The organism is Nesterenkonia sp. K-15-9-6, assembly GCF_052656005.1.
Window position 1 is genome coordinate 74,297 of the sequence record NZ_JBQYEY010000008.1, and the last position, 19,072, is coordinate 93,368.

At 70.3% G+C, this 19,072-nt stretch carries 17 protein-coding genes; 7 read left to right on the top strand and 10 right to left on the bottom strand.

The genetic code is table 11. The features are described 5' to 3' along the window. Positions 1–103: 103 nt before the first annotated feature. Positions 104–1,879, bottom strand: coding sequence for a bifunctional sugar phosphate isomerase/epimerase/4-hydroxyphenylpyruvate dioxygenase family protein (locus SD455_RS07070; protein WP_445507644.1), 1,776 nt, complete (start codon positions 1,877–1,879; stop codon positions 104–106). 106 nt (positions 1,880–1,985) lie between these two features. After that, a complete protein-coding gene (locus SD455_RS07075) occupies positions 1,986–2,810 on the bottom strand; it encodes an alpha/beta fold hydrolase (protein ID WP_445507645.1) in 825 nt (274 codons plus the stop codon). Positions 2,811–3,084: 274 nt separating this feature from the next. Here SD455_RS07075 and SD455_RS07080 point away from each other — a divergent pair, with 274 nt between their 5' ends. Both SD455_RS07080 and pth read left to right on the top strand, forming a co-directional pair. Then, a complete protein-coding gene (locus tag SD455_RS07080) occupies positions 3,085–3,711 on the top strand; it encodes a 50S ribosomal protein L25/general stress protein Ctc (RefSeq protein ID WP_070161552.1) in 627 nt (208 codons plus the stop codon). A 59-nt stretch (positions 3,712–3,770) separates the two neighbouring features. Further along, a complete protein-coding gene (gene pth, locus SD455_RS07085; protein ID WP_311025939.1) occupies positions 3,771–4,355 on the top strand; it encodes an aminoacyl-tRNA hydrolase in 585 nt (194 codons plus the stop codon). 46 nt (positions 4,356–4,401) lie between these two features. Here the strand turns inward: pth and SD455_RS07090 are convergent, their stop codons facing one another. After that, a complete protein-coding gene (locus SD455_RS07090; RefSeq protein ID WP_070161547.1) occupies positions 4,402–4,905 on the bottom strand; it encodes a DUF2505 domain-containing protein in 504 nt (167 codons plus the stop codon). 171 nt (positions 4,906–5,076) lie between these two features. Between SD455_RS07090 and SD455_RS07095 the strand changes: the two genes are divergently transcribed. Both SD455_RS07095 and SD455_RS07100 read left to right on the top strand, forming a co-directional pair. Next, positions 5,077–5,733 (top strand): ClpP family protease, encoded by a 657-nt coding sequence (locus tag SD455_RS07095; RefSeq protein WP_070161545.1) that lies wholly within the window; start codon positions 5,077–5,079, stop codon positions 5,731–5,733. Further along, positions 5,730–6,350, top strand: coding sequence for a ClpP family protease (locus SD455_RS07100; protein WP_070161543.1), 621 nt, complete (start codon positions 5,730–5,732; stop codon positions 6,348–6,350). The genes SD455_RS07095 and SD455_RS07100 overlap by 4 nt, the downstream gene beginning before the upstream one ends. A 132-nt stretch (positions 6,351–6,482) precedes the next feature. Here the strand turns inward: SD455_RS07100 and SD455_RS07105 are convergent, their stop codons facing one another. Together SD455_RS07105 and SD455_RS07110 are read right to left on the bottom strand one after the other, a co-directional pair. After that, positions 6,483–7,673 carry a hypothetical protein gene (locus SD455_RS07105; RefSeq protein WP_445507646.1) on the bottom strand — a complete coding sequence of 397 codons (1,191 nt, stop codon included), beginning with the start codon at positions 7,671–7,673 and terminating at the stop codon, positions 6,483–6,485. Between the two features lie 188 nt (positions 7,674–7,861). Beyond that, positions 7,862–8,269: a helix-turn-helix domain-containing protein gene (locus SD455_RS07110; protein ID WP_445507647.1), complete on the bottom strand. Its 408-nt coding sequence runs from the start codon at positions 8,267–8,269 to the stop codon at positions 7,862–7,864. Between the two features lie 78 nt (positions 8,270–8,347). On the opposite strand from SD455_RS07110, the gene SD455_RS07115 reads away from it, so the two are divergent. Beyond that, entirely contained in the window at positions 8,348–9,487 is a 1,140-nt protein-coding gene (locus tag SD455_RS07115; protein WP_311025935.1) for a calcium/sodium antiporter, read from the top strand. A 22-nt stretch (positions 9,488–9,509) separates the two neighbouring features. Here SD455_RS07115 and SD455_RS07120 read toward each other — a convergent pair whose 3' ends face one another. Continuing rightward, on the bottom strand, positions 9,510–10,376 hold the full coding sequence (locus SD455_RS07120) for a LysR family transcriptional regulator (protein WP_445507648.1): 867 nt from the start codon (positions 10,374–10,376) through the stop codon (positions 9,510–9,512). Positions 10,377–10,455: 79 nt separating this feature from the next. Here SD455_RS07120 and SD455_RS07125 point away from each other — a divergent pair, with 79 nt between their 5' ends. Together SD455_RS07125 and mfd are read left to right on the top strand one after the other, a co-directional pair. Further along, a complete protein-coding gene (locus tag SD455_RS07125; RefSeq protein ID WP_445507649.1) occupies positions 10,456–11,427 on the top strand; it encodes an EamA family transporter in 972 nt (323 codons plus the stop codon). A gap of 28 nt (positions 11,428–11,455) precedes the next feature. Further along, on the top strand, positions 11,456–15,097 hold the full coding sequence (mfd, locus tag SD455_RS07130) for a transcription-repair coupling factor (protein ID WP_445507650.1): 3,642 nt from the start codon (positions 11,456–11,458) through the stop codon (positions 15,095–15,097). Here mfd and SD455_RS07135 read toward each other — a convergent pair. The 4 genes from SD455_RS07135 to SD455_RS07150 all read right to left on the bottom strand — a co-directional run bounded on the left by SD455_RS07135 (position 15,000) and on the right by SD455_RS07150 (position 19,058). Further along, complete coding sequence (locus SD455_RS07135; protein WP_445507651.1) at positions 15,000–15,989, bottom strand: acyltransferase family protein; 990 nt, start codon at positions 15,987–15,989, stop codon at positions 15,000–15,002. The two genes, mfd and SD455_RS07135, sit on opposite strands and share 98 nt — an antisense overlap. A gap of 94 nt (positions 15,990–16,083) precedes the next feature. Further along, entirely contained in the window at positions 16,084–16,359 is a 276-nt protein-coding gene (locus SD455_RS07140) for a hypothetical protein (RefSeq protein WP_070161531.1), read from the bottom strand. A gap of 65 nt (positions 16,360–16,424) precedes the next feature. Further along, a complete protein-coding gene (gene deoC / locus SD455_RS07145; protein WP_070161529.1) occupies positions 16,425–17,150 on the bottom strand; it encodes a deoxyribose-phosphate aldolase in 726 nt (241 codons plus the stop codon). A 78-nt stretch (positions 17,151–17,228) separates the two neighbouring features. After that, positions 17,229–19,058, bottom strand: a complete 1,830-nt coding sequence (locus SD455_RS07150; protein ID WP_445507652.1) for a phospho-sugar mutase — start codon at positions 19,056–19,058, stop codon at positions 17,229–17,231. Positions 19,059–19,072: the final 14 nt, after the last annotated feature.

Genomic DNA, 19,072 nt, shown 5'->3' on the forward strand with positions numbered 1-19,072 from the left:
GGGGAGCGGGGAGCATGTGACGGGAGTCACGTGGTGTGCTTACGAACGTACCGGTTATTACATTAGGCGTCAACAGGAGCGGCAGGACCGGAGGGTGGAGGGGTCAGGGCCGCGGGCGCTGGGCGGCCAGGCGCACAGGAGCGTTCGGCGCGCCATAGCCGTCATAGCTGCCGCGGCGCTCCACGAGCTCGAGGAAGACGTCCCCGAGCGTCGGGGTGTAGAAGTGGATGAACTCGCCGTCGTCGTCCCGGTCGTAGAGCAGATCCAGGCCGCGCAGTCGATCGATGAGTTCGCCGTCGAGGGCGAACCGGGCGGCGAGGTCGTCATAGTAGTTGTCCGGCACAGGCAGGAAGTGCAGTCCCCGCGCGCGAGCCCGCTCGGCCACACCGATCACGTCCCGGCAACGGATCGCCACATGGCGCGGCGGGTTCGGGGCCGTCGGCGGGGCCAGGTTCAGCGGCACTCGGACCGCGCCGTCCGGGGAGCGCATCACCTGGCTGCGCACCAGGCCTCGGGGCCCCGGAACCTCGGAGGAGGCCTGTGCGTCCAGCCCGAGGACGCTGGTGGAGAACAGCACTGCTTCGTCGAAGTCCTGCCAGGGGTAGGATAGATTGATGTGGTCGACGACGGCGATCACGTCGGCGTCAGGATCGTTGCCGCCGACGAACTCCTCCGCCCAGGTCTCTGCGGGTCGGTCGTTCCAGTACACCTGAGTGCCGTCCGGTGACGCCACGGCCTTCAGTTCATGGTCGCCGGCGTAGGTGCGACGGAACGCGGGGGGAGCCCCCAGGGCCTGGGCGCGTCCGGAGGCCTGGGCCGCGTCGTCCACGGACAGCCCTATTCCTGAGAGGTGCGGTGCCTCCTGCCGGTCCTGCTCATCGAGGATCAGGCGCGCTGAGCCGAAGGCCCAGAGTCGGACGGGTTTGCGGTGATGGGTCCCGCGGAAGGTGAACCCCAGCTGCTCGAGCATGTGGTCGACCGCCGAGAGGTCCGCGCCCGCGAGCTCCACGAAGTCGACTCCACGCGGCGGCTGGGGCGGCGGGATGCGGCCCGTCTGGTGCCCCTCGGCGACGGCCACGCGGTCAGTCAGCCATGTCAGGGATCGCCGCGCGTGCGCGGCCGTCCGCTGGGTGTCCGTCTGACGGAACGTGTCGTTGAAGACCTCCAAGGACAGCGGTCCCGTGTAGCCGGCGCGCAGCACATGGCGCAGGAACGTCACCAGATCGAAGGAGCCCTCGCCGGGGAAGAGTCGGTGATGGCGGCTCCAGGAGAGCACATCCATGCTCAGGTCCGGCGCGTCCGCCAGCTGCAGGAAGAAGATCTTCTCGCCATCGATGTCCTCGATGGCGGAGGGGTCGTGCCCGCGGGACAGGATGTGGAAGCTGTCGAGACAGGTTCCCAGATTCGGCCGGTCGGCCATCTGTACGATCCGCCAGGCGTGGCGATAGTCGTTGACGAACCGCCCCCAGGCGAGAGCCTCGTAGGCCAGCCTGATCCCATGTTCGGCGGCGAGGTCCGCCAGCTCGCCGAGCTGGCGAGCTGCCAGGGCGTCGTCGTCCACAGTGGCGGTGCCGGCATTGCTGCACACCAGCATCAGGTCGGTGCCGAGTCGTCCTGCCGTCCTGAACTTCTCGCGGGCCCGCCTCAGCGTGTCGGCGAAGGTCTCGTCGTCGACGCCTTCGGCGTCGCGGAACGGTTGAAACATGTCGATCCGGAGCCCCAGGCGCTCGCAGAGGGCGCGGATCTCCTCCGGTGACTCGTGGGCCACCGTGAGGTCGGAGTCCATGATCTCGATGCCGTCGAAGCCCGCTTCAGCGCAGGCGTGGATCTTGTCTGTGAGTCCGCCGGAGAGGCAGACGGATGCGATGGAGGTCACCATGGCAAGTAACGTACCAGGTATTACATTAAAGGGACCAGGGGTGGTGTGCTGCGGATCACAGCACCTCGCCTGGGGAGGAGCTGCCGGGCCCACGCCCGGCCGTGCCTCAGCTGCTGAGCAGCTCCGCCGCCTTCTGGGGGCGTTCGACGGCGATCTGATGTGCGACGCCGTCGACGACGGTGAGTCGTGCTCCCGGGATCGCCTCGGCGGCCGCACGGATCTCCTCCGGCGGAGCCACCGGGTCCAGCTCGCCGGCCACCAGATGGACAGGTGTGGAGATCGCGGGCAGCTCCTTGCGCAGGTCGAAGCCGCTGAGCACTGTGCACAGGGCGGCATAGGAGGAGTCGTCCGCCGCCCGGAGCGAGGCCATGACTGCGTGGACTGCCTCTGGCGCGGAGGCGCGGAACGCGGGGGAGAACCACCGGGGCATGCTGCCCTCCGTCAAGGCTTCCGTGCCGTCGTCGAGCACCTGCTGGGCGCGGTCCCGCCAGGCCTCGGCGGTGCCGAATCGCGGAAGGCCTCCGAACACTGTGGCGGAGTCGACGACGGCGCCGTGCTCGACGGCCAGCTGCAGGGTCAGTCCGCCGGCCAGCGAGGTGCCGGCCACCCGCAGCGGGCTGTGCTCCAGGCGCGGGTGCGTGCTGCGCAGGCGCTGCACGGCGTCGACCACGGCCCGGGCCAGCTGAGGCATCGACGGCGTGGCCGGCGCATCCGTCCACGGTGCGGATCGGCCATGCCCTGGAAGATCCAGGCCCACGGCCCAGACGTCCTCGGGAAGGTGTGCGGCCGCCGCCCCCCAGGTGGAGGCGACGTCAGTGCCCAACCCGGGGACGAGCACCAGCAGCAGCCGCGGGTTCTCGGTCTCACGCAGGCTGGTCGCCTCCAGCGCGGGGGCCCCGGCCACGTCTGAGGCAGTCGGATCATCGCTCATGGCACCGAGTATGGTGGCCCCGTTCTCGCCCGGACAAGCCCCGGCGCGTGCGTGATAGCATGGTCGACTGTGCCCAGGCGAGGGAGCGCCGTCGGCCCGTACAGGCCGCCGGTGACTCCGTGATCGACGAGGCGACGGACAGGACGCATCAGCCGCCCGGCCCGGGATGAGGAATCCCGGTGTTCCACCAGGTGTGCGGCGACCTGCCCCGTGAAATCGTCGGTTCCGGCTCCAGGCCCTGGAACTCCACCAGACAACCGACGAAGGACACATCATGGCTGACAAGATCGTCATCCCCGCGACCCTCCGCACCGAGTTCGGCAAGGGTGCCGCCCGCCAGGCCCGCCGCAGCGGCCAGATCCCCGCCGTCGTCTACGGCCACGGTGAGGACCCCATCCACCTGCTGCTGCCCAACCACGAGACCACCCTGGCGGTCCGCAACCCCAACGCGCTGATCACCCTGGACATCGAGGGCAAGAAGCAGCTCGTCCTGCCCAAGGACATCCAGCGCGACGCGATCTACCGCAGCGTGGACCACCTGGACCTGCTGGCCGTCCGCTCGGGTGAGAAGGTCGTCGTCGACGCCCCGGTCGAGGTCATCGGTGAGCCGGCCTCCGGCTTCGAGTACCTGCTCGACCAGCCGACCGTCGCCGTCGAGGCCGAGGCGACCCACCTGCCGGAGTCGATCTCCATCGACATCACCGACCGCGACGAGAACGCCCTGCCGGAGCACCTCCAGCTGCCGGCCGGCGTCACCCTCGCGCTGACCGACCTCGAGTCCCCGGTCGTCACCATCTACGAGCCCACTGCGCAGGACCTGGGCGAGGACGAGGGTGCCGAGGAGGCCGAGGCTGCGGACGAGGCTCCTGCCGAAGAGTCCGGTGAGGGCGAAGACGCCTGATCAGCGCCACACGCGTGAGCTGACGCCCACGACGGCCACGCCTCGATAGACTGCGGGGCATGGCATCTGACACCTGGCTGATAGCGGGGCTCGGGAATCCCGGGCCCCGCTATCGTCATACTCGGCACAACATCGGACACATGGTCCTCGATGAGCTCGTGGACCGCATGGACGCGAAGTACACACGGACCAAGGTCGGAGCGCAGGTCGTGGCCGCCCGTCTGGGTGCAGGCGGGCCCAAGGTGGTCTTCGCCGTCTCCGAGGGGTACATGAACACCTCGGGCAGGCCTGTGCGCGGGCTGATGGACTACTTCGACATCGACCCCGAGCGACTCGTGGTGGTCCACGACGAGGTCGACCTGGACTTCGGGCGCCTCAAGCTCAAACGCGGCGGCTCCGAGGGCGGCCACAACGGGCTGAAGTCCATCACCCAGCACCTGCAGGGGGACCGCGACTACATCAGGGTCAGGGTCGGGGTCTCGCGGCCGCCCGGACGGATGGACACCGCGGACTACGTGCTGCAGAAGTTCTCCGCCGAACAGGCGAAAGACCTGCCGCAGGTGATCGACCGGGCCGCCGACGCCGTCGAGCTGATCATCACCGACGGTCTCACCGCAGCGCAGAACACCGTCCACCAGAGCTGAGGCGCACCCGGCGGACGGCGTTCTGCCCCCTCTCAGAGAGCGCTGCTCAGCCGTTCGCGCTGATCCACTGCGCCACTTCGCGGGACTGCACCGCGACGAACTTCTTCATGTACGGCTCGGCGGCGGCCTTGAGCTTCTTGCCGATCAGCGGGATCGACGTGGAGACCTCGCCGCGCACCGTGGACAGCGTCTCCTCGGGCCCGCGCGCATGCAGCACCTGGGAGGCCTCGGCGCTGACGGGGGCCGAGTGGATCTTCACGTCCATGTCGGAGCGGCGGGAGCCGTCGGCGTCGGGCGTCGACCAGCGTTCGGTCACCGTCACGGTGACCTGCCCCTTCATCACCTTCTTGGCGATGTCCGGCAGCCGGTCCACGGACATCGACTGCTGCGAGGTCACCTGGAAGGCGCCGTCCGTGTCCCCGCTGACCTCGAAGCTCTCCAGCGTGGAGCCGACGGTGTCGGCCAGGTGCTGGTGGAAGTCACGGGAGGCGTAGGCGGTCACGATCTTGTCGACGGAGTGGGAGATGACGGTCTCGGCTTCAAGCGCCACAGGCGGTGCTCCTTCAGAGTGAGGACGTGGGGAAGGCGACGTCGGAGGTGACGTCGCCCGCGGCTCCTCTCATCATAGGCCCGCCGCCGCTGTCAGCTGATCAGCCCACGGCGGATCAGCCGACAGCAGGTTTCGTCGCTGTGACGGGGAGCCGACGGTGATCCTGGGACCATGAGTGATGAGACCCCCGCAGCCCCGCTGTTCGGCGAGTCCGCCCGCCAGGAGATGCTCCACCGCAGAGTCCTGGTCCTCGACGGCGTGCTCGACGACGACAACGGCACGCTGCTGATGACCCAGCTGATGACCTTGGCCGCCGACGACCCGCACACCGAGATCGCCCTGTGGATCCACTCGCCGGGCGGCTCCGTGCCGGCCATGCTGGCTCTGCGGGACCTGATGCGCACCGTGCCCTGCCCGGTGACCACCCTGGCGCTCGGCGTGGCGGCCAGCGCCGGGCAGTTCCTCCTCTCCGCCGGTCAGCCCGGGCGCCGGCATGCCCTGCCGCACGCCAAGATCCTCATGCACCAGGGATCCTCGGGGATCGGGGGCTCCACGGTGGACGTCGAGCTGCAGGCGAAGGATCTGCGCAGCACCCGGGACACCGTGCTGGGGCTCATCGCCGCAGACACCGGCCAGCCGCCGGAGAGAGTGTTCGAGGACTCCCTGCGGGACACCTGGTTCACCGCCGCCGAGGCGGTGGACTACGGCTTCGTCGACGCCGTCGTCGCGGACTTCTCCGCGATCATCCCGCGCGCACGACGCCGCCCGGTGGGGCTCACCTCCCAGGTGGAGCGCAGCGCGCCGGGGGCCGACGGGGAGGGATCATGAGCGCCTACACCATTCCGCATGTGATCAGCCGGGACGGCCGAGGCGAACGGGTCATGGACGTCTACTCCCAGCTGCTCGCCGAGCGCATCATCTACTTGGGCACCGGCATCGACTCCGGGGTCGCCAATGCGATCATCGCGCAGCTGCTGCATCTGGAGTCCGCGGACCCCCAGGTGCCGGTGAACCTGTACATCAACTGCGAGGGCGGCGACCCCTCGGCCACCTTGGCCATCTACGACACGATGCAGTACATCCGCGCGCCGGTGGCCACCACCTGCGTGGGGCAGGCCTTCGCCGCCGGCGCGGTGCTGCTGGCCGGGGGAGAGCCCGGGATGCGGTCCATGCTGCCGCACACCCGGATCGTGCTCCACCAGCCGGCGATCGGTGCCGGCCGCGGCGCCATCCCGGACCTCATCCTGCACGCCGACGAGCTGGTCCGGGTGCGGGGCGAGATCGAGCGGGTCCTGGCTCGTCACACCGGTCGCGGCCCGGACCAGCTGCGCCGGGACACGGACCGCGACCGGGTGTTCGCCGCCGCCGAGGCCCTGGACTACGGGCTCGTGGACGAGGTGCTGAGCACCCGCCCCACGACGGCGGCGAGCCCGGCCGCGGGGTGATCCCTCCATCGAGGCGTCACATTCCCGTCGATCATCCCGAGTCTGACACGTGTCAGCGTGCGGAGATGCACGGGAAAGTGACTCGTGGATCGCGCAGCAGCAGGGCCTGTGTCGATCGCGGCGGCTCCGTGATCAGCAGATGTGCTGAGGGGCGTCCCCCGTGATGCGCCAGGTGATGTTCTCCCCGCAGGGCGACTCGCGGACGGAGGTGCCGTTGACCTCCAGGGTGATGCTCACATCACGCGTGAGGGGGAACTCGCTGCGCGAGGCGATGCGGACCTCCCCGCCGCCGTCGACGGTGCCGGAGGCCAGGGTGACGTTGTAGCAGTTCTCGATCAGCACGGCGTTGCCGCCGGGGCCGCTGAGCTCGACCTCCCCGACGTGCAGCCCGCCGGACTGGGAGACGCAGAAGATGCCGCGTCCGCCGCCGTGGGCGACCACCTTGTCCACGACGACGTTGGTGTCATATCCGCCGTCGGCCGCGCGTCCTGCGGTGTTGGCCATGCGGAAGGTGGCGTAGCCCGTGCCGGTGGCCACATTGTGGCCGTCCACCAGCCCGATGCGTGCGTTGCGCGTGTTGTTCAGCAGCAGCCCTGCGTAGCCGACGTCCCGGGCGATCACCGCCCCGATGTCGAGGCCGTTGACGTTCCACGTCTCCACCCCGTGGTTGTCGGTGCCGGAGACGTGGATGCGGTCCATGACCACGGAGGTGCTGTCTGGGCTCTCGCGGTCGAAGCGGACGCCCAGGCCGCCGGTGAGGTCCAGGGTGATCTGGCCCAGGTGCAGCCCGCGCACCGCGCCGAAGTGGAGTCCGAACCAGGGGCGCCCGGTCATGGTCAGATGCGGGATGGCGACATCCGTCGCGCCGAAGGCTTCGATGGCGCCGCGACCGGTGGCGTTGCCGACGTCCATGGTGCCGCAGACCTCGAAGGAGGTGTGGCTGGGCAGGTCGATGGTGTGGTGGCCGATCCAGCCGCTGGCCATCACCGAGACGCTCTCCTGGGACGTGCGTCCTGGCGTCAGGCTGCCGACCGCCTCCCAGATGGCGACGATGTAGCTCTCACCCTGATAGACCGTCTGTCCGCGATAGCTGGTGGTGAAGCCCTGCTGCTGGCTGCCGGTCACGACGGCGTCTCCGCCGCCGCAGTCCTGCTGCGCCATGGCGGGTGCGCCGCCGGTGAGAGTGGCTGCCAGCAGGGCGAGCACGGCGAGAGCGGCGCCGAATGCTCTCCTCAGGAGCCCGGGTCGACGTCGGACGTCGGGGGAGGCGGGTGGCGTCGAGGGAGCCGTCGGCGGATGGTTCATCGCGGGAAGAGTCGTCATGTCGTCCTCTCGTGGGGATCAGAACTGTCATGCAACGTTGCAAAGTCAGCACGGAGGGCGAACGACGACGATGAGGTCGAAAGTCTCCCGGCGACCGAATGTGTCGCAGATCACATGACGTGCGGCACAGTAGCAGGCGTCATGCGGGAGTAAAAGGTTTCAATGACCGGTGGGTCGATCGCGGCGGCTCAGGCGACGGCGCTGAGGCTGACCACGGTGGAGGCACTGACGTCGCGTGGGGGTGGGCCGGTGTGCGTCCGCAGGTCGGAGATGGGGGCGAAGCCGATGAAGGAGAGCGTGTCGCGGCGCAGCTCGTCGGCGACTTCGAGGGTGAGATCCACCAGCCCGATTCCGAGTGCCCCGGCGATGGCGGCGATCATCTCCGAGGAGGGTTCCTTGCGGCCCCGCTCGATCTCGGAGAGGTACTGCGGGGACAGTCCGGCCTCCGCGGCCAGTTCATGCAGGGTTCGCCCCTGGTGCTTTCGCAGCCGACGGAGGCGGGCACCGAGCACTTCGCGCCACAGCGGCTCCTGCTGCGCAAGGGCTCCCGGCGAGGCGCGTCGCCACGTCGTGCGGTCCCCCTGCTGCTGGCTCATGGCCCCACAGTAGACCGGGCGCTGTGTGGCTCTCCAGGGTTTCTGCCCTGAGCAGATGCTCGAGAGTAGGCTGGACCGGTGAGCATTCTCAGCATTCTTCTGCTCCTGGGCGGCTTCGTGCTGCTCGTCGCCGGCGGCGAGGCGCTGGTGCGCGGCGCGGGGTCGCTGGGCCGCACAGCCGGACTGTCCTCGCTGATCGTGGGGCTGACCGTGGTCTCCTTCGCCACCTCCAGCCCCGAACTGGCGGTCTCCACCGGTGCGGCGCTGACAGGATCCCCCGGTCTGGCCATCGGCAATGTGGTGGGCAGCAACATCGCCAACATCCTCTTCGTGCTGGGGCTCACGGCGGTCTTCGGCGCCTTGACCGTGCGCCTGCAGCTCATCCGCGCGGACATCCCGGTGATGATCGTCTTCTCGGTGCTGCTGGTGGTGCTGGCCCTCGACGGCGGCATCGCCACCTGGGAAGGGGTCCTCCTGCTGGTGCTCCTGGGCGTCTACCTGGTGGCGCTGGTCATCTATGCCCGACGTCAGCGGTCGAAGGGCCGGGTTCCTGCGCTCGGCGTCGAGGAGGAGTGGAGCGAGGAGCCGGGCCCACTCATGCGGGCTCTGCGGGCCACCACGCTGCGCTCGGTCCTCACCGACCTGGTCCTGGTCGCCGTCGGCGTGGCTCTGCTCGTGGTCGGTGCGCAGATGCTCGTCTCGGGGGCCACCGACATCGCCGAGGCCTTCGGAGTCTCTGACCTCATCATCGGTCTGACGGTGGTGGCCATCGGCACCTCGCTGCCTGAGCTGGCCACCAGCATCATCGCTGCCGTGCGCGGCGAGCGGGAGATGGCCGTGGGCAACCTGGTCGGCTCCAACATCTTCAACATCGGGGCCGTGGTCGGAGTGACCGCCCTCGTCGCACCCTCGGGCATCGACGTCGAGGCCGCGGCGATCCACTTCGACATGCCCGTCATGCTCGCCACCGCGCTGGTGCTGCTGCCGCTGGCCTTCACCGGCCAGGCGATCTCTCGCTGGGAGGGTGCGCTGCTGGTCGCCCTCTACGCCTCGTATGTGGCCTATCTGGTGATGGCCGCCTCCCATCACGCCGTGCTGGGGCCGTTCAGCGCGGCCATGGTGTGGTTCGTCCTGCCGGTCACCGCCCTGTGGATCATCGCCCTGGTGGGCTACGAGGTCGGGCTCCGGCATGGCAGGCGCCAGGTGGGGATCGACTGATCAGCCGCCGGGGCGGGCGGGGTCACTCCGGCAGAAGCTCCAACAGCGCCGCAGCGGCCGGGGACGTGTTGAACCCGTCCCAGGCCAGATGCTCGGTGCGCGTCGGTCCGTTCATCACGTCAAGGGTGTGCAGACCCTGGAACTCGTCGTCGAGCGCGGAGGGCAGCAGCGCGACGGCGAGCCGCTGACGCACCAGGCCGAGGATCAGGTCCGCGGTGGTGGACTCAAAGGCCACCTCGCGGGTCAGCCCGGCCTCGGCGAAGGCCAGGTCCGTCTGGGTGCGCCCGGGGGAGTCGGCGGGGAAGTCGGCGAAGCGCTCGTCGGCGAGCTCTTCGAGACGGACCCTCCGGCGGCGGGCCAGCCGATGGTCCGGGGCGACGACGGCCACGTGCCGGTCCCGCGCCAGTTCTCGGGAGCTGACCCCCGAGGGTGACTGGCCGGCCGCCAGCCCGAGGATCCCGATGTCGAGCCGGCCGTGCCGGATCTCGGTGACGATCTCGTCGCTGCGCCCCATGCGCAGGCTCACCGTCACCTCGGGATGGGCCTCGTGGAGGAGGCGGAGCAGGGCCGGCAGATCGACGGCGGTGACGGTGGGGATGATCCCGATGCGCACCGTTCCGCGGATCTCTCCGGCGGCGGAGGCCGCCTCGGCCGCGGCCCGCTCGGCGGCCTCCACGGCTTGGCGTGCCGCCGGCAGGAAGGCCTCTCCGGAGGCGGTCAGCTCGACGCGTCGGCTGCTGCGGGCGAAGAGCCGCACGCCGAGCTCCTTCTCGAGGGCGGCGATCTGGTGGCTGAGGGCGGACTGCACTACGAAGCATGCCCGCGCTGCCCGCGTGAAGCTACGGTGCTCGGCGACGGCGAGCACGTAGCGGATCTGCTGCAGGTCCATCCATCTATCGTGCATCACGATGGTTGCGATGACAAAGATGTGTTGGACTCATCGATGAGTGCTGGCGGAGGCTGGTGCCATGAACCCCGTCCTGCGCACCACTGTGCTGACCGCCCTGGCCCCCATCGCCTGGGGCACGACCTTTCTGGTGACCACTGAGCTGCTTCCTCCGGACCGGCCGCTCACCGCGTCTCTGCTGCGTGCGCTGCCTGCCGGGCTGCTGGCGCTGCTGATCGCGCAGCGTCTGCCCCACGGGCACTGGTGGTGGCGGTCCCTGGTCCTCGGCACGCTGAACATCGGCGCGTTCTTCCCGCTGCTGTTCCTGGCGGCAGAGCGGCTTCCTGGGGGAGTGGCGGCCACCTTCGGCGCCGTCCAGCCGCTGCTGGTGACCCTGCTGGTGGTCGTCGTGCTCTCCGAACGGCTGTGCCGCTGGCGGTTGTTGTGGGGCGGGCTGGGGGTGGTCGGTGTGGGCATGGTGGTCCTCGGCCCGGCGGCGGCGCTGGACGGGCTGGGCGTGGTCGCCGGCCTGGCCGGGGCCGTCTGCATGGCCTTCGGAGTGGTCCTCACCAAGCGCTGGGGCCGACCCGACGGGGTGGGACCCGTGGGCTATGCGGGTTGGCAGCTCGCCGCCGGCGGCGTCGTCCTGCTGCTCCCCGCAATCCTGGTCGAGGGGCCGCCCACCGGTCTCGACGCCGGTGCGGTGCTCGGCCACCTGTGGCTGGGGCTGGTCGGCGGGCTGGTGGCCTACGGCCTGTGGTTCGACGGACTGCGGCGGCTGCCCGTCACCGCCACGGCACTGTTGGGGCTGCTCTCGCCCCTCACTGCCGCCCTGATGGGTGTGGTGGTGCTGGGCCAGGTGTTCACCTGGACCCAGCTGGGAGGGTACGGCCTGGCGTTGGCGGCCCTGGTCGCCGGTCAGCTGGAGCCGCGACGCCGCGGTCCGTCCCTCACGTCGCCTCCCGCTGAGAGCGGACGTGGATGCCTTGCCGGCGGGCGGCGCAGTATCCTGTGGGAGGCCCATCGGCCACCTGGTCCGGCGACTCTCCCCTGAACTGTCACGAAGCGAGGCGTTCCACTCCATGGCACTGTCCGGTCTGCGCACGGCACTGGCGGCTTCCTCCTCCTATGGGCGGGTCTCCGCCGCGGCCTCGCACCCGGCGGCCGAACGGACCGACGAGCTGCAGATCGCCGCCACCACCGGTCTGCGGCCGGCTCTGGTCGCGGAGATCGCCGCCCGACTGCGCGGCGCGGAGGACACCGGGGTGCTGCTGGCGGTGACCGCCACGGATCGAGAGGCCGACGACCTGGCCACCTCGCTGCGCAGCTACGCCCCGGGGATCGAGGTCGCCCACTTCCCGTCCTGGGAGACCCTGCCCCACGAACGGCTGTCCCCACGCTCGGACACCGTCGGCCGACGGCTCGCCGTGCTCCGGCGGCTCGCCCACCCGCAGCAGGCCGGTCGGCTCGACGTCGTCGTGGCGCCGGTGCGCGCCGTCGTCCAGCCGCTGGTGGACGGCCTCGGCGATCTGGCCCCGGTGCGGCTGGAGGTCGGACAGGAGCATGACTTCGACGACGTCGTCGCCGGCCTGGCCGACGCCGCCTACACCCGGGTGGACATGGTCACCCGTCGCGGCGAGTTCGCGGTGCGCGGTGGAATCCTCGACGTCTTCCCGCCGACCGAGCCCCATCCCGTGCGCGTGGAGTTCTTCGGCGACGAGATCGACCAGATGCGCCGGTTCTCCGTGGCCGATCAGCGCTCGCTGGAGGAGGACGAGCATCCCAGCGCCGTGGACGCCGCCCCCTGCCGGGAGCTGCTGATCACCGAGGACGTCAGGGCCCGGGCCAAGGAGCTGCTGCCGCAGATGCCGCACGCCCAGGACCTGCTGACCAAGATCGCTGACGGCCTGGCGCCCGAAGGCATGGAGTCCCTGGCCCCGGTGCTCGTGGACCGTATGGTCCCCCTGGTCAGCCAGCTGCCGACCGGATCACTGACCGTAGTGGTGGAGCCGGAGCGCACCCGCGGCCGCGCCCAGGACCTGGCCGCCACCAATGAGGAGTTCCTCGCCGCGGCCTGGGCCGCAGCCCCCGACGGCGGCGCCGCGCCGCTGGACATCACCGCCGCCGAGCAGGAGGGCCTGGCCGCCGGCTCCTTCGCCACGTTGGGCGAGACCCGGGAGGCCTCCCTGCAGCACGGCGCCGGATGGTGGTCGATCACCTCCTTGGGGCTGGACGAGGAGCTCGAGCAGGACGCCGACATCGTCTCCCTCGACTCCCGTGAGCCCATCGGGTATCGCGGCAGCGTGGAGGATGTCATGCAGTTCCTGGCCGAGCGGGCCCGGGACCACTGGTCCGTGGTGGTCACCACCGCCGGGCACGGCTCGGCCCAGCGGGTGGCCGAGCTGCTGGCCGAGCATGAGGTCCCCGCCGAGCTGGTGGAGAGCCTCGAGGAGGCCCCCTCCCCGGGGAGGATCACCGTCACCACTGCGGAGGTCTCGCAGGGCTTCGCCGTGGACCCGCTGCAGCTGGCGCTGCTGACCGAGTCCGAGATGCTGGGACGCTCCATGCGTTCGGGATCCACCGGTTCGCGGCGCATGCCGGCCCGTCGTCGTCGTCACGCGGTGGACCCGCTGGCCCTGAAGCAGGGCGACTACGTGGTCCACGAGCAGCACGGCATCGGCCAGTTCGTGGAGCTGGTCCAGCGGCGTGTGGGCTCTCCGCAGGCGGTGAAGGCCGGCACCGCCGGGATCCGCGAGTACCTGGTCCTGGAGTACGCCCCCTCCAAGCGTGGAGGCCCCAAGGACCGCCTCATGGTGCCCACCGACCAGCTGGACCAGGTGTCCCAGTATGTGGGAGGGGACGCCCCGAGCCTGTCCAAGATGGGCGGCAGCGACTGGGCTCAGACCAAGAAGAAGGCCAAGCGCGCGGTCAAGGAGATCGCCGGCGAGCTCATCCGACTCTATGCGGCGCGCATGGCCTCCCGGGGCCACGCCTTCGGCCCGGACACCCCCTGGCAGGGGGAGCTGGAGGACGCCTTCCCGCACCCGGAGACCCCCGACCAGCTGACCACCATGGAGGAGGTCAAGCGGGACATGGAGCGAGAGGTTCCCATGGACCGGCTGATCTCCGGCGACGTCGGCTACGGCAAGACAGAGATCGCGGTCCGGGCGGCGTTCAAGGCCGTCCAGGACGGCAAGCAGGTGGCCGTGCTGGTCCCCACCACGCTGCTGAGCTCCCAGCACCAGGAGACCTTCACCGAACGGTTCGCCGGCTTCCCCGTCACGGTGAAGGCGCTCTCTCGCTTCCAGACGGCCAAGGAGTCCCGGGAGATCATCGCCGGGATCGCCGCAGGCGACGTCGACGTCGTCATCGGCACCCATCGTCTGCTCTCCAAGGAGGTCCAGTTCAAGGACCTGGGGCTGGTCATCATCGACGAGGAGCAGCGCTTCGGCGTCGAGCACAAGGAGGCGCTGAAGAAGCTGCGCACCAATGTGGACGTGCTGGCGATGTCCGCGACCCCGATCCCCCGCACCCTGGAGATGTCCATGGCCGGGATCCGGGAGACCTCCACCCTGGCCACCCCGCCGGAGGAGCGGCACCCGGTGCTCACCTATGTGGGGCCGTTCACGGACAAGCAGGTCTCGGCGGCCGTCCGCCGTGAGCTCATGCGCGAAGGGCAGGTGTTCTTCGTGCACAACCGCGTCTCCTCCATCGAGGCGACTGCGGCGAAGGTGCGCGAGCTGGTGCCGGAGGCTCGCGTGGAAGTGGCCCACGGCCAGATGAGCGAGTCCCGCCTGGAGCAGATCATCCAGGACTTCTGGGAGAAGCGCTTCGACGTGCTGGTCTCCACCACGATCATCGAGACCGGCCTGGACATCTCCAACGCGAACACGCTCATCGTGGACCGCGCCTCCACCTACGGGCTCTCCCAGCTGCACCAGCTGCGCGGCCGGGTGGGCCGCTCCCGGGAGCGCGCCTATGCCTACTTCCTCTACCCTGCGGAGAAGCCGCTGGGAGAGGTCGCCCTGGAGCGGCTGAAGGCCGTGGCGGCGAACAACGAGCTCGGCGCCGGGCTGCAGCTGGCCATGAAGGACCTGGAGATCCGCGGGGCCGGGAACCTGCTCGGCGGCGAGCAGTCCGGACACATCGCCGGGGTCGGCTTCGACCTGTACCTGCGCCTGGTGGGGGAGGCGGTGGCCGACTACCGCGGCGACGCCGAAGAGAAGATCACCGAGGTCAAGATCGAGCTGCCCATCAACGCCCACCTCCCGGAGGAGTACGTCCCGGGGGAGCGGCTGCGGCTGGAGGGCTACCGGAAGATGGCGGCCGCGGACACCGAGGAGAAGATCACCGAGGTGGTCACCGAATGGCAGGACCGCTACGGGGAGCTGCCCCAGGCAGTGCAGAACCTGGTGGAGGTGGCCCGCCTGCGGAACCGCGCCCGGGCCGCCGGGATCTCCGACATCGGGGTGCAGGGGAAGTTCATCCGCTTCGCCCCGGTGGAGGAGCTGCCCGAGTCTCGTCAGATGCGCCTGGAACGCCTGTACCCGGGGTCTCAGATCAAGTCGTCGCTCTCAGCGGTGCTCCTCCCGCGGCCCACCACCGCCCGGGTGGGTGGCCAGGACCTCACCGACGAGGCGCTGCTGAGCTGGCTGGAGCAGGTGTTCGAGGCGATCTTCGCGCCGGCAGTCCGGTCAGGTACGGCGACAGCGGCGTCCGGTTGACCAGCACCCCCAGGGCCCAGCACAGGGCCAGCGCCAGCGCTGTGCGGGTGAGGGGCTCCTCGATGCCGAGCCAGCGCAGCGCCAGGTAGAGGACGAGTGCGTGCGCGAAGACCACCAGGGTTCCGGTGCGCACCAGCTCGGAGATCACGGTCACCGCAGAGGGGAGGCGGCGCAGCACTGCGTCCACCCGCGTGGAGAAGATCAGCACCATCCCGCAGCAGATCAGGATCGCCAGCATCGGCGAGAGCAGGTACGTGCCGAAGCCGGACCATTTCATGTTCATGGTCTCCGCGCCCAGCACGACGCCGCCGAACCCGACGATCAGGCAGAGCACCCCTACCGGCACGGCGCGGGGGATCCTCCAGAAATGGCGGCGGAACCAGTAGCCGGCCAGCATGTAGGTGGTGCACGCCGGCACCAGTCCGATGCCCAGCAGGGTATAGGCCATCCGGGACTCCGGGATCTCCGCCAGGGTGAGGCCCACCAGTGCGACGACGACGCCCACCCACCAGGGCAGGGTCACCAGGAGGCGCAGCAGCAGGGCGGCGAAGAACATCACGGAGATGAACCAGAACGCCAGGAACGGCATGTCTGTGGAGGCGCCGCCGGCCAGCGCCCCGGAGATCACGTACTCCCCGAACGGCCACGGCGTGTGCTCCATGGCCCACACCGCACCGAGCAGGATCAGGAACCAGGTGAGGTACGGGGTGGCCAGGGTCCGCCAGCGCACGGCGACCTCACCGGAGAAGGTCCGGGAGGTGGAGAAGAAGAACCCGGCCAGGAAGAAGAACAGCGGCATGCGCCAGATCTGCAGATATTCCTCGCCGGGCATGCCCGGATAGGCGTGTCCGATGACGACGGCGGCCACGGAGATGACCCGCAGCAGATCCACTCCGATGTTGCGTCCGGAGGCGCGATCGGAGCGGGCGGGTGCCGTGGGGTGTGCCGTCAGGGTCTCAGCGGTCTCTCAGCGCGGGGCAGAGCGGTCAGTGGGCCTTCGGCTCGACGGCATCGCCGTGCTCACCGTGCAGGTCCTGGTGCTCCAGCGAGTCCGACCGTCCGATGACCTCCTTGGCCACGAAGAAGGCCAGGGTCCACAGGGCCATGAAGGACAGCCCCGGGATCCAGGCGTTCTCCAGGCTCCAGAAGCCGATGGCCACCACTGAGCCGACCAGGAGGCCGAACACGAAGAGGAAGGCGATGAGATTGCCGACGAGGTTGCCCTGGCCGGAGTAGGCCTTGACCTTGCCGTTGCTGATCATGTGGTGGTTCCCCCTGAGGAAGTCTTCATGGCCCCGCTGGGCGGCCAGTGGTCGATGTCCGCTGCTCAGTAGCTGGCGTCGGCGCCGGCTGCGGACGTCGTGTCGTCTGCTCCCACGATATCAAGAGAGGAGCTCGCGCCGATGCGTGTTGCCCCCGCTGAGACCATCGCGACGGCGTCCTCGTAGGTGCGCACACCGCCGGAGGCCTTGATGCCCAGGCGGCCTCCCACGAGCCGGTGCATCAGGGCGATGTCCTCCGCCGTGGCCCCGCCGCCGGCGAAGCCCGTGGACGTCTTCACGAAGTCCGCGCCCGCGGCCTCAGCAGCCCGGCACACGAGCTCCTTGGCGGACTCGCTGAGCAGGGCGGTCTCGAGGATGACCTTCAGGGTGGCGCCCCCGGCGTGCGCCGCCTCGGCGATCGCCCGGATCTGGGACTCGACCGCTTCGGCGTCACCGGCGTTCGCCGCGGCCATGTCGACCACCATGTCGATCTCTTCGGCGCCGGAGGCCGTCGCCTCCTGGGTCTCGGCGACCTTCGCCGCCGTCGTCGTGGCGCCGAGCGGGAAGCCGACCACGGTGCAGGTCCTCACCGGGCTGTCGTCCAGCAGCTCCACGACCAGCGGCACCCAGCGCGGGTTCACGCACACCGAAGCGAAGCCGTGCTCGCGAGCCTCGGCGGCCACACGGCGCACCGTGGACTCGTCGGTCTCCGGCTTCAGCACGGTGTGGTCGATCAGGCCGGCCATGTCGCGGGGGGCGGGGACAGGGGCGCCGTCGGGCGTGGTGCTCATGGGTCTCTCCTGCGCGGGTGTCGCTGAGGTCGTGTCTCGGCGGGTCGGCCGAGGGATGGTGGATGCCGTCTGCGGCGGTCAGCCGAGAAGCCGCTCCATGCTCTCACGGAGCTCGCCCAGCCGCGCAGCGGCACGCTGCCGTGCCTCCGCGATGGCCTCGGTGGAGGAGTCGACGCCGGGAGTGTCGGCCACGGCCTCCAGATAGCACTTGACCTTGGGCTCGGTCCCGGAGGGCCGCACGATCACGCGATCGCCCTGCGCGGTCAGGTAGATCAGGGCGTCGGTCACGGTGGCCTCGTCGAGGACACCGCCGGGCAGCGGGTCCCGGGTCAGGTCCAGGGCCTCGACGACGGCGGCCCCGGCGATCTCGGCCGGCGGCTCCGCCCGCAGCCCCGCAGTGACCTCGCCCAGCTGGCTGAGGTCGTCCACCCGGATGGTCACCTGGTCGGTGACGAACACCCCGGCCTCGGCGGCGATCTCGTCCAGGGCGTCGACGGCCGAGCTGCCGCGGGCCTTGAGATCGGCGACCAGCTCCGCGAAGATCAGCGCCGCCGAGACGCCGTCCTTGTCCTTGACATGCGTCGGATCGACGTTGAAGCCGATGGCCTCTTCGTATCCGAAACTCATGTGCTCCACCCGGGCCAGCCACTTGAATCCGGTCAGGGTGGCCGAATGGCCGACGCCGCGAACCTCGCAGAGCCGCTCCAGCAGCCGGGAGGAGACGATCGAGTTGGCCATCACCGGCGCCGCGCCGTCCGCGGCGCCCCGCAGCGGACCCCGGCGCAGCAGATGGGCGCCGAACAGCGCCCCCATCTCGTCGCCGGAGAGCTGCCGCCACCGGCCCGTGGCGGGGTCGACGACGGCGGCGGAGAGCCGGTCGGCGTCAGGGTCGTTGGCGAGCACCAGGTCGGCGTCGTGCTCGGCGGCGGCCTGCAGGGCCAGGTCCAGGGCGCCGGGCTCCTCCGGATTGGGGAAGTCCGCGGTGGGGAAGTCGGGGTCGGGGTCGAACTGCTCGGCCACCGGGACCACGCGGGCGAAGCCGCCCTTGCCGAGCAGCTCGGTGACCATCTCTCCGCCCACGCCGTGCATGGCGGTGTAGACGACTGTCAGGTCCCGGTGCGGGAACTCCGCCGGATCCAGGAGCTCCAGAGCCTCCTCCCGGTAGGCGGCGCGGGCGTCGTCGTCGATGGGCAGCGTGCCCTCGGGCATCTGCGGGGCCGCCGCCGGCCGGACCTCCAGGTCGCCGGCGAACTCCTCGGCCACCACGGCGGCGATGGTCGCCGCGATCTGCGTGTCCACCGGGGCGGTGATCTGCGCTCCGGCACCGCGGCCGTGAGGCTCCAGCAGGCGGGACAGCACGCCGCCCAGATAGACCTTGTAGCCGTTGTCTCGGGGAGGGTTGTGGCTGGCGGTCACCATCACACCCACCGAGGCGTCCCGGACCAACACCTGACGAGCCAGCAGGGGAGTGGGGCCCGGTCGGTCGAAGGCGTGGACCTCCCAGCCGGCCGCCGCGAAGATCTGGGCGGTCTCTGCGGCGAACTCGTCGGACTGGTGGCGGGCGTCGTAGCCGATCACGATCCGCCGCGCGCCGGCGGCGTCGCCGTCCGCCTCGGCCAGCTTCTCCTCGGCGTGCCGCAGCAGCCCTGCGGCGGTCTGCCGGACCACCAGCCGGTTCATGCGCAGCGGGCCCGGGCCGAGTTCGGCGCGCAGCCCGGCGGTGCCGAACGCCAGCCGACCGGCGAAGAGTCGGGCCAGCTGGTCGGCCGCCTCGGTGTCGGAGCCCTCGGCCCGGGTCAGCAGGGAGCTGAGCTCTCCGCGGGTGGCGGGGTCCGGATCCAGCTGGATCCAGCGGCGGACGGTGCTGCGCAGCTCGTCCTTGACAGTGACGTTCGTGGTCTCCGGCACTCGTCTCAGCTCCT

What these genes read in the sequence shown, in the direction of transcription:
- SD455_RS07070 (WP_445507644.1), bottom strand. Translation starts at nt 1,879, where the DNA reads ATGGTGACCTCCATCGCATCCGTCTGCCTCTCCGGCGGACTCACAGAC.
- SD455_RS07075 (WP_445507645.1), bottom strand. Translation starts at nt 2,810, where the DNA reads ATGAGCGATGATCCGACTGCCTCAGACGTGGCCGGGGCCCCCGCGCTG.
- SD455_RS07080 (WP_070161552.1), top strand. Translation starts at nt 3,085, where the DNA reads ATGGCTGACAAGATCGTCATCCCCGCGACCCTCCGCACCGAGTTCGGC.
- pth (WP_311025939.1), top strand. Translation starts at nt 3,771, where the DNA reads ATGGCATCTGACACCTGGCTGATAGCGGGGCTCGGGAATCCCGGGCCC.
- SD455_RS07095 (WP_070161545.1), top strand. Translation starts at nt 5,077, where the DNA reads ATGAGTGATGAGACCCCCGCAGCCCCGCTGTTCGGCGAGTCCGCCCGC.
- SD455_RS07100 (WP_070161543.1), top strand. Translation starts at nt 5,730, where the DNA reads ATGAGCGCCTACACCATTCCGCATGTGATCAGCCGGGACGGCCGAGGC.
- SD455_RS07105 (WP_445507646.1), bottom strand. Translation starts at nt 7,673, where the DNA reads ATGACGACTCTTCCCGCGATGAACCATCCGCCGACGGCTCCCTCGACG.
- SD455_RS07110 (WP_445507647.1), bottom strand. Translation starts at nt 8,269, where the DNA reads ATGAGCCAGCAGCAGGGGGACCGCACGACGTGGCGACGCGCCTCGCCG.
- SD455_RS07120 (WP_445507648.1), bottom strand. Translation starts at nt 10,376, where the DNA reads ATGGACCTGCAGCAGATCCGCTACGTGCTCGCCGTCGCCGAGCACCGT.
- SD455_RS07125 (WP_445507649.1), top strand. Translation starts at nt 10,456, where the DNA reads ATGAACCCCGTCCTGCGCACCACTGTGCTGACCGCCCTGGCCCCCATC.
- mfd (WP_445507650.1), top strand. Translation starts at nt 11,456, where the DNA reads ATGGCACTGTCCGGTCTGCGCACGGCACTGGCGGCTTCCTCCTCCTAT.
- SD455_RS07140 (WP_070161531.1), bottom strand. Translation starts at nt 16,359, where the DNA reads ATGATCAGCAACGGCAAGGTCAAGGCCTACTCCGGCCAGGGCAACCTC.
- deoC (WP_070161529.1), bottom strand. Translation starts at nt 17,150, where the DNA reads ATGAGCACCACGCCCGACGGCGCCCCTGTCCCCGCCCCCCGCGACATG.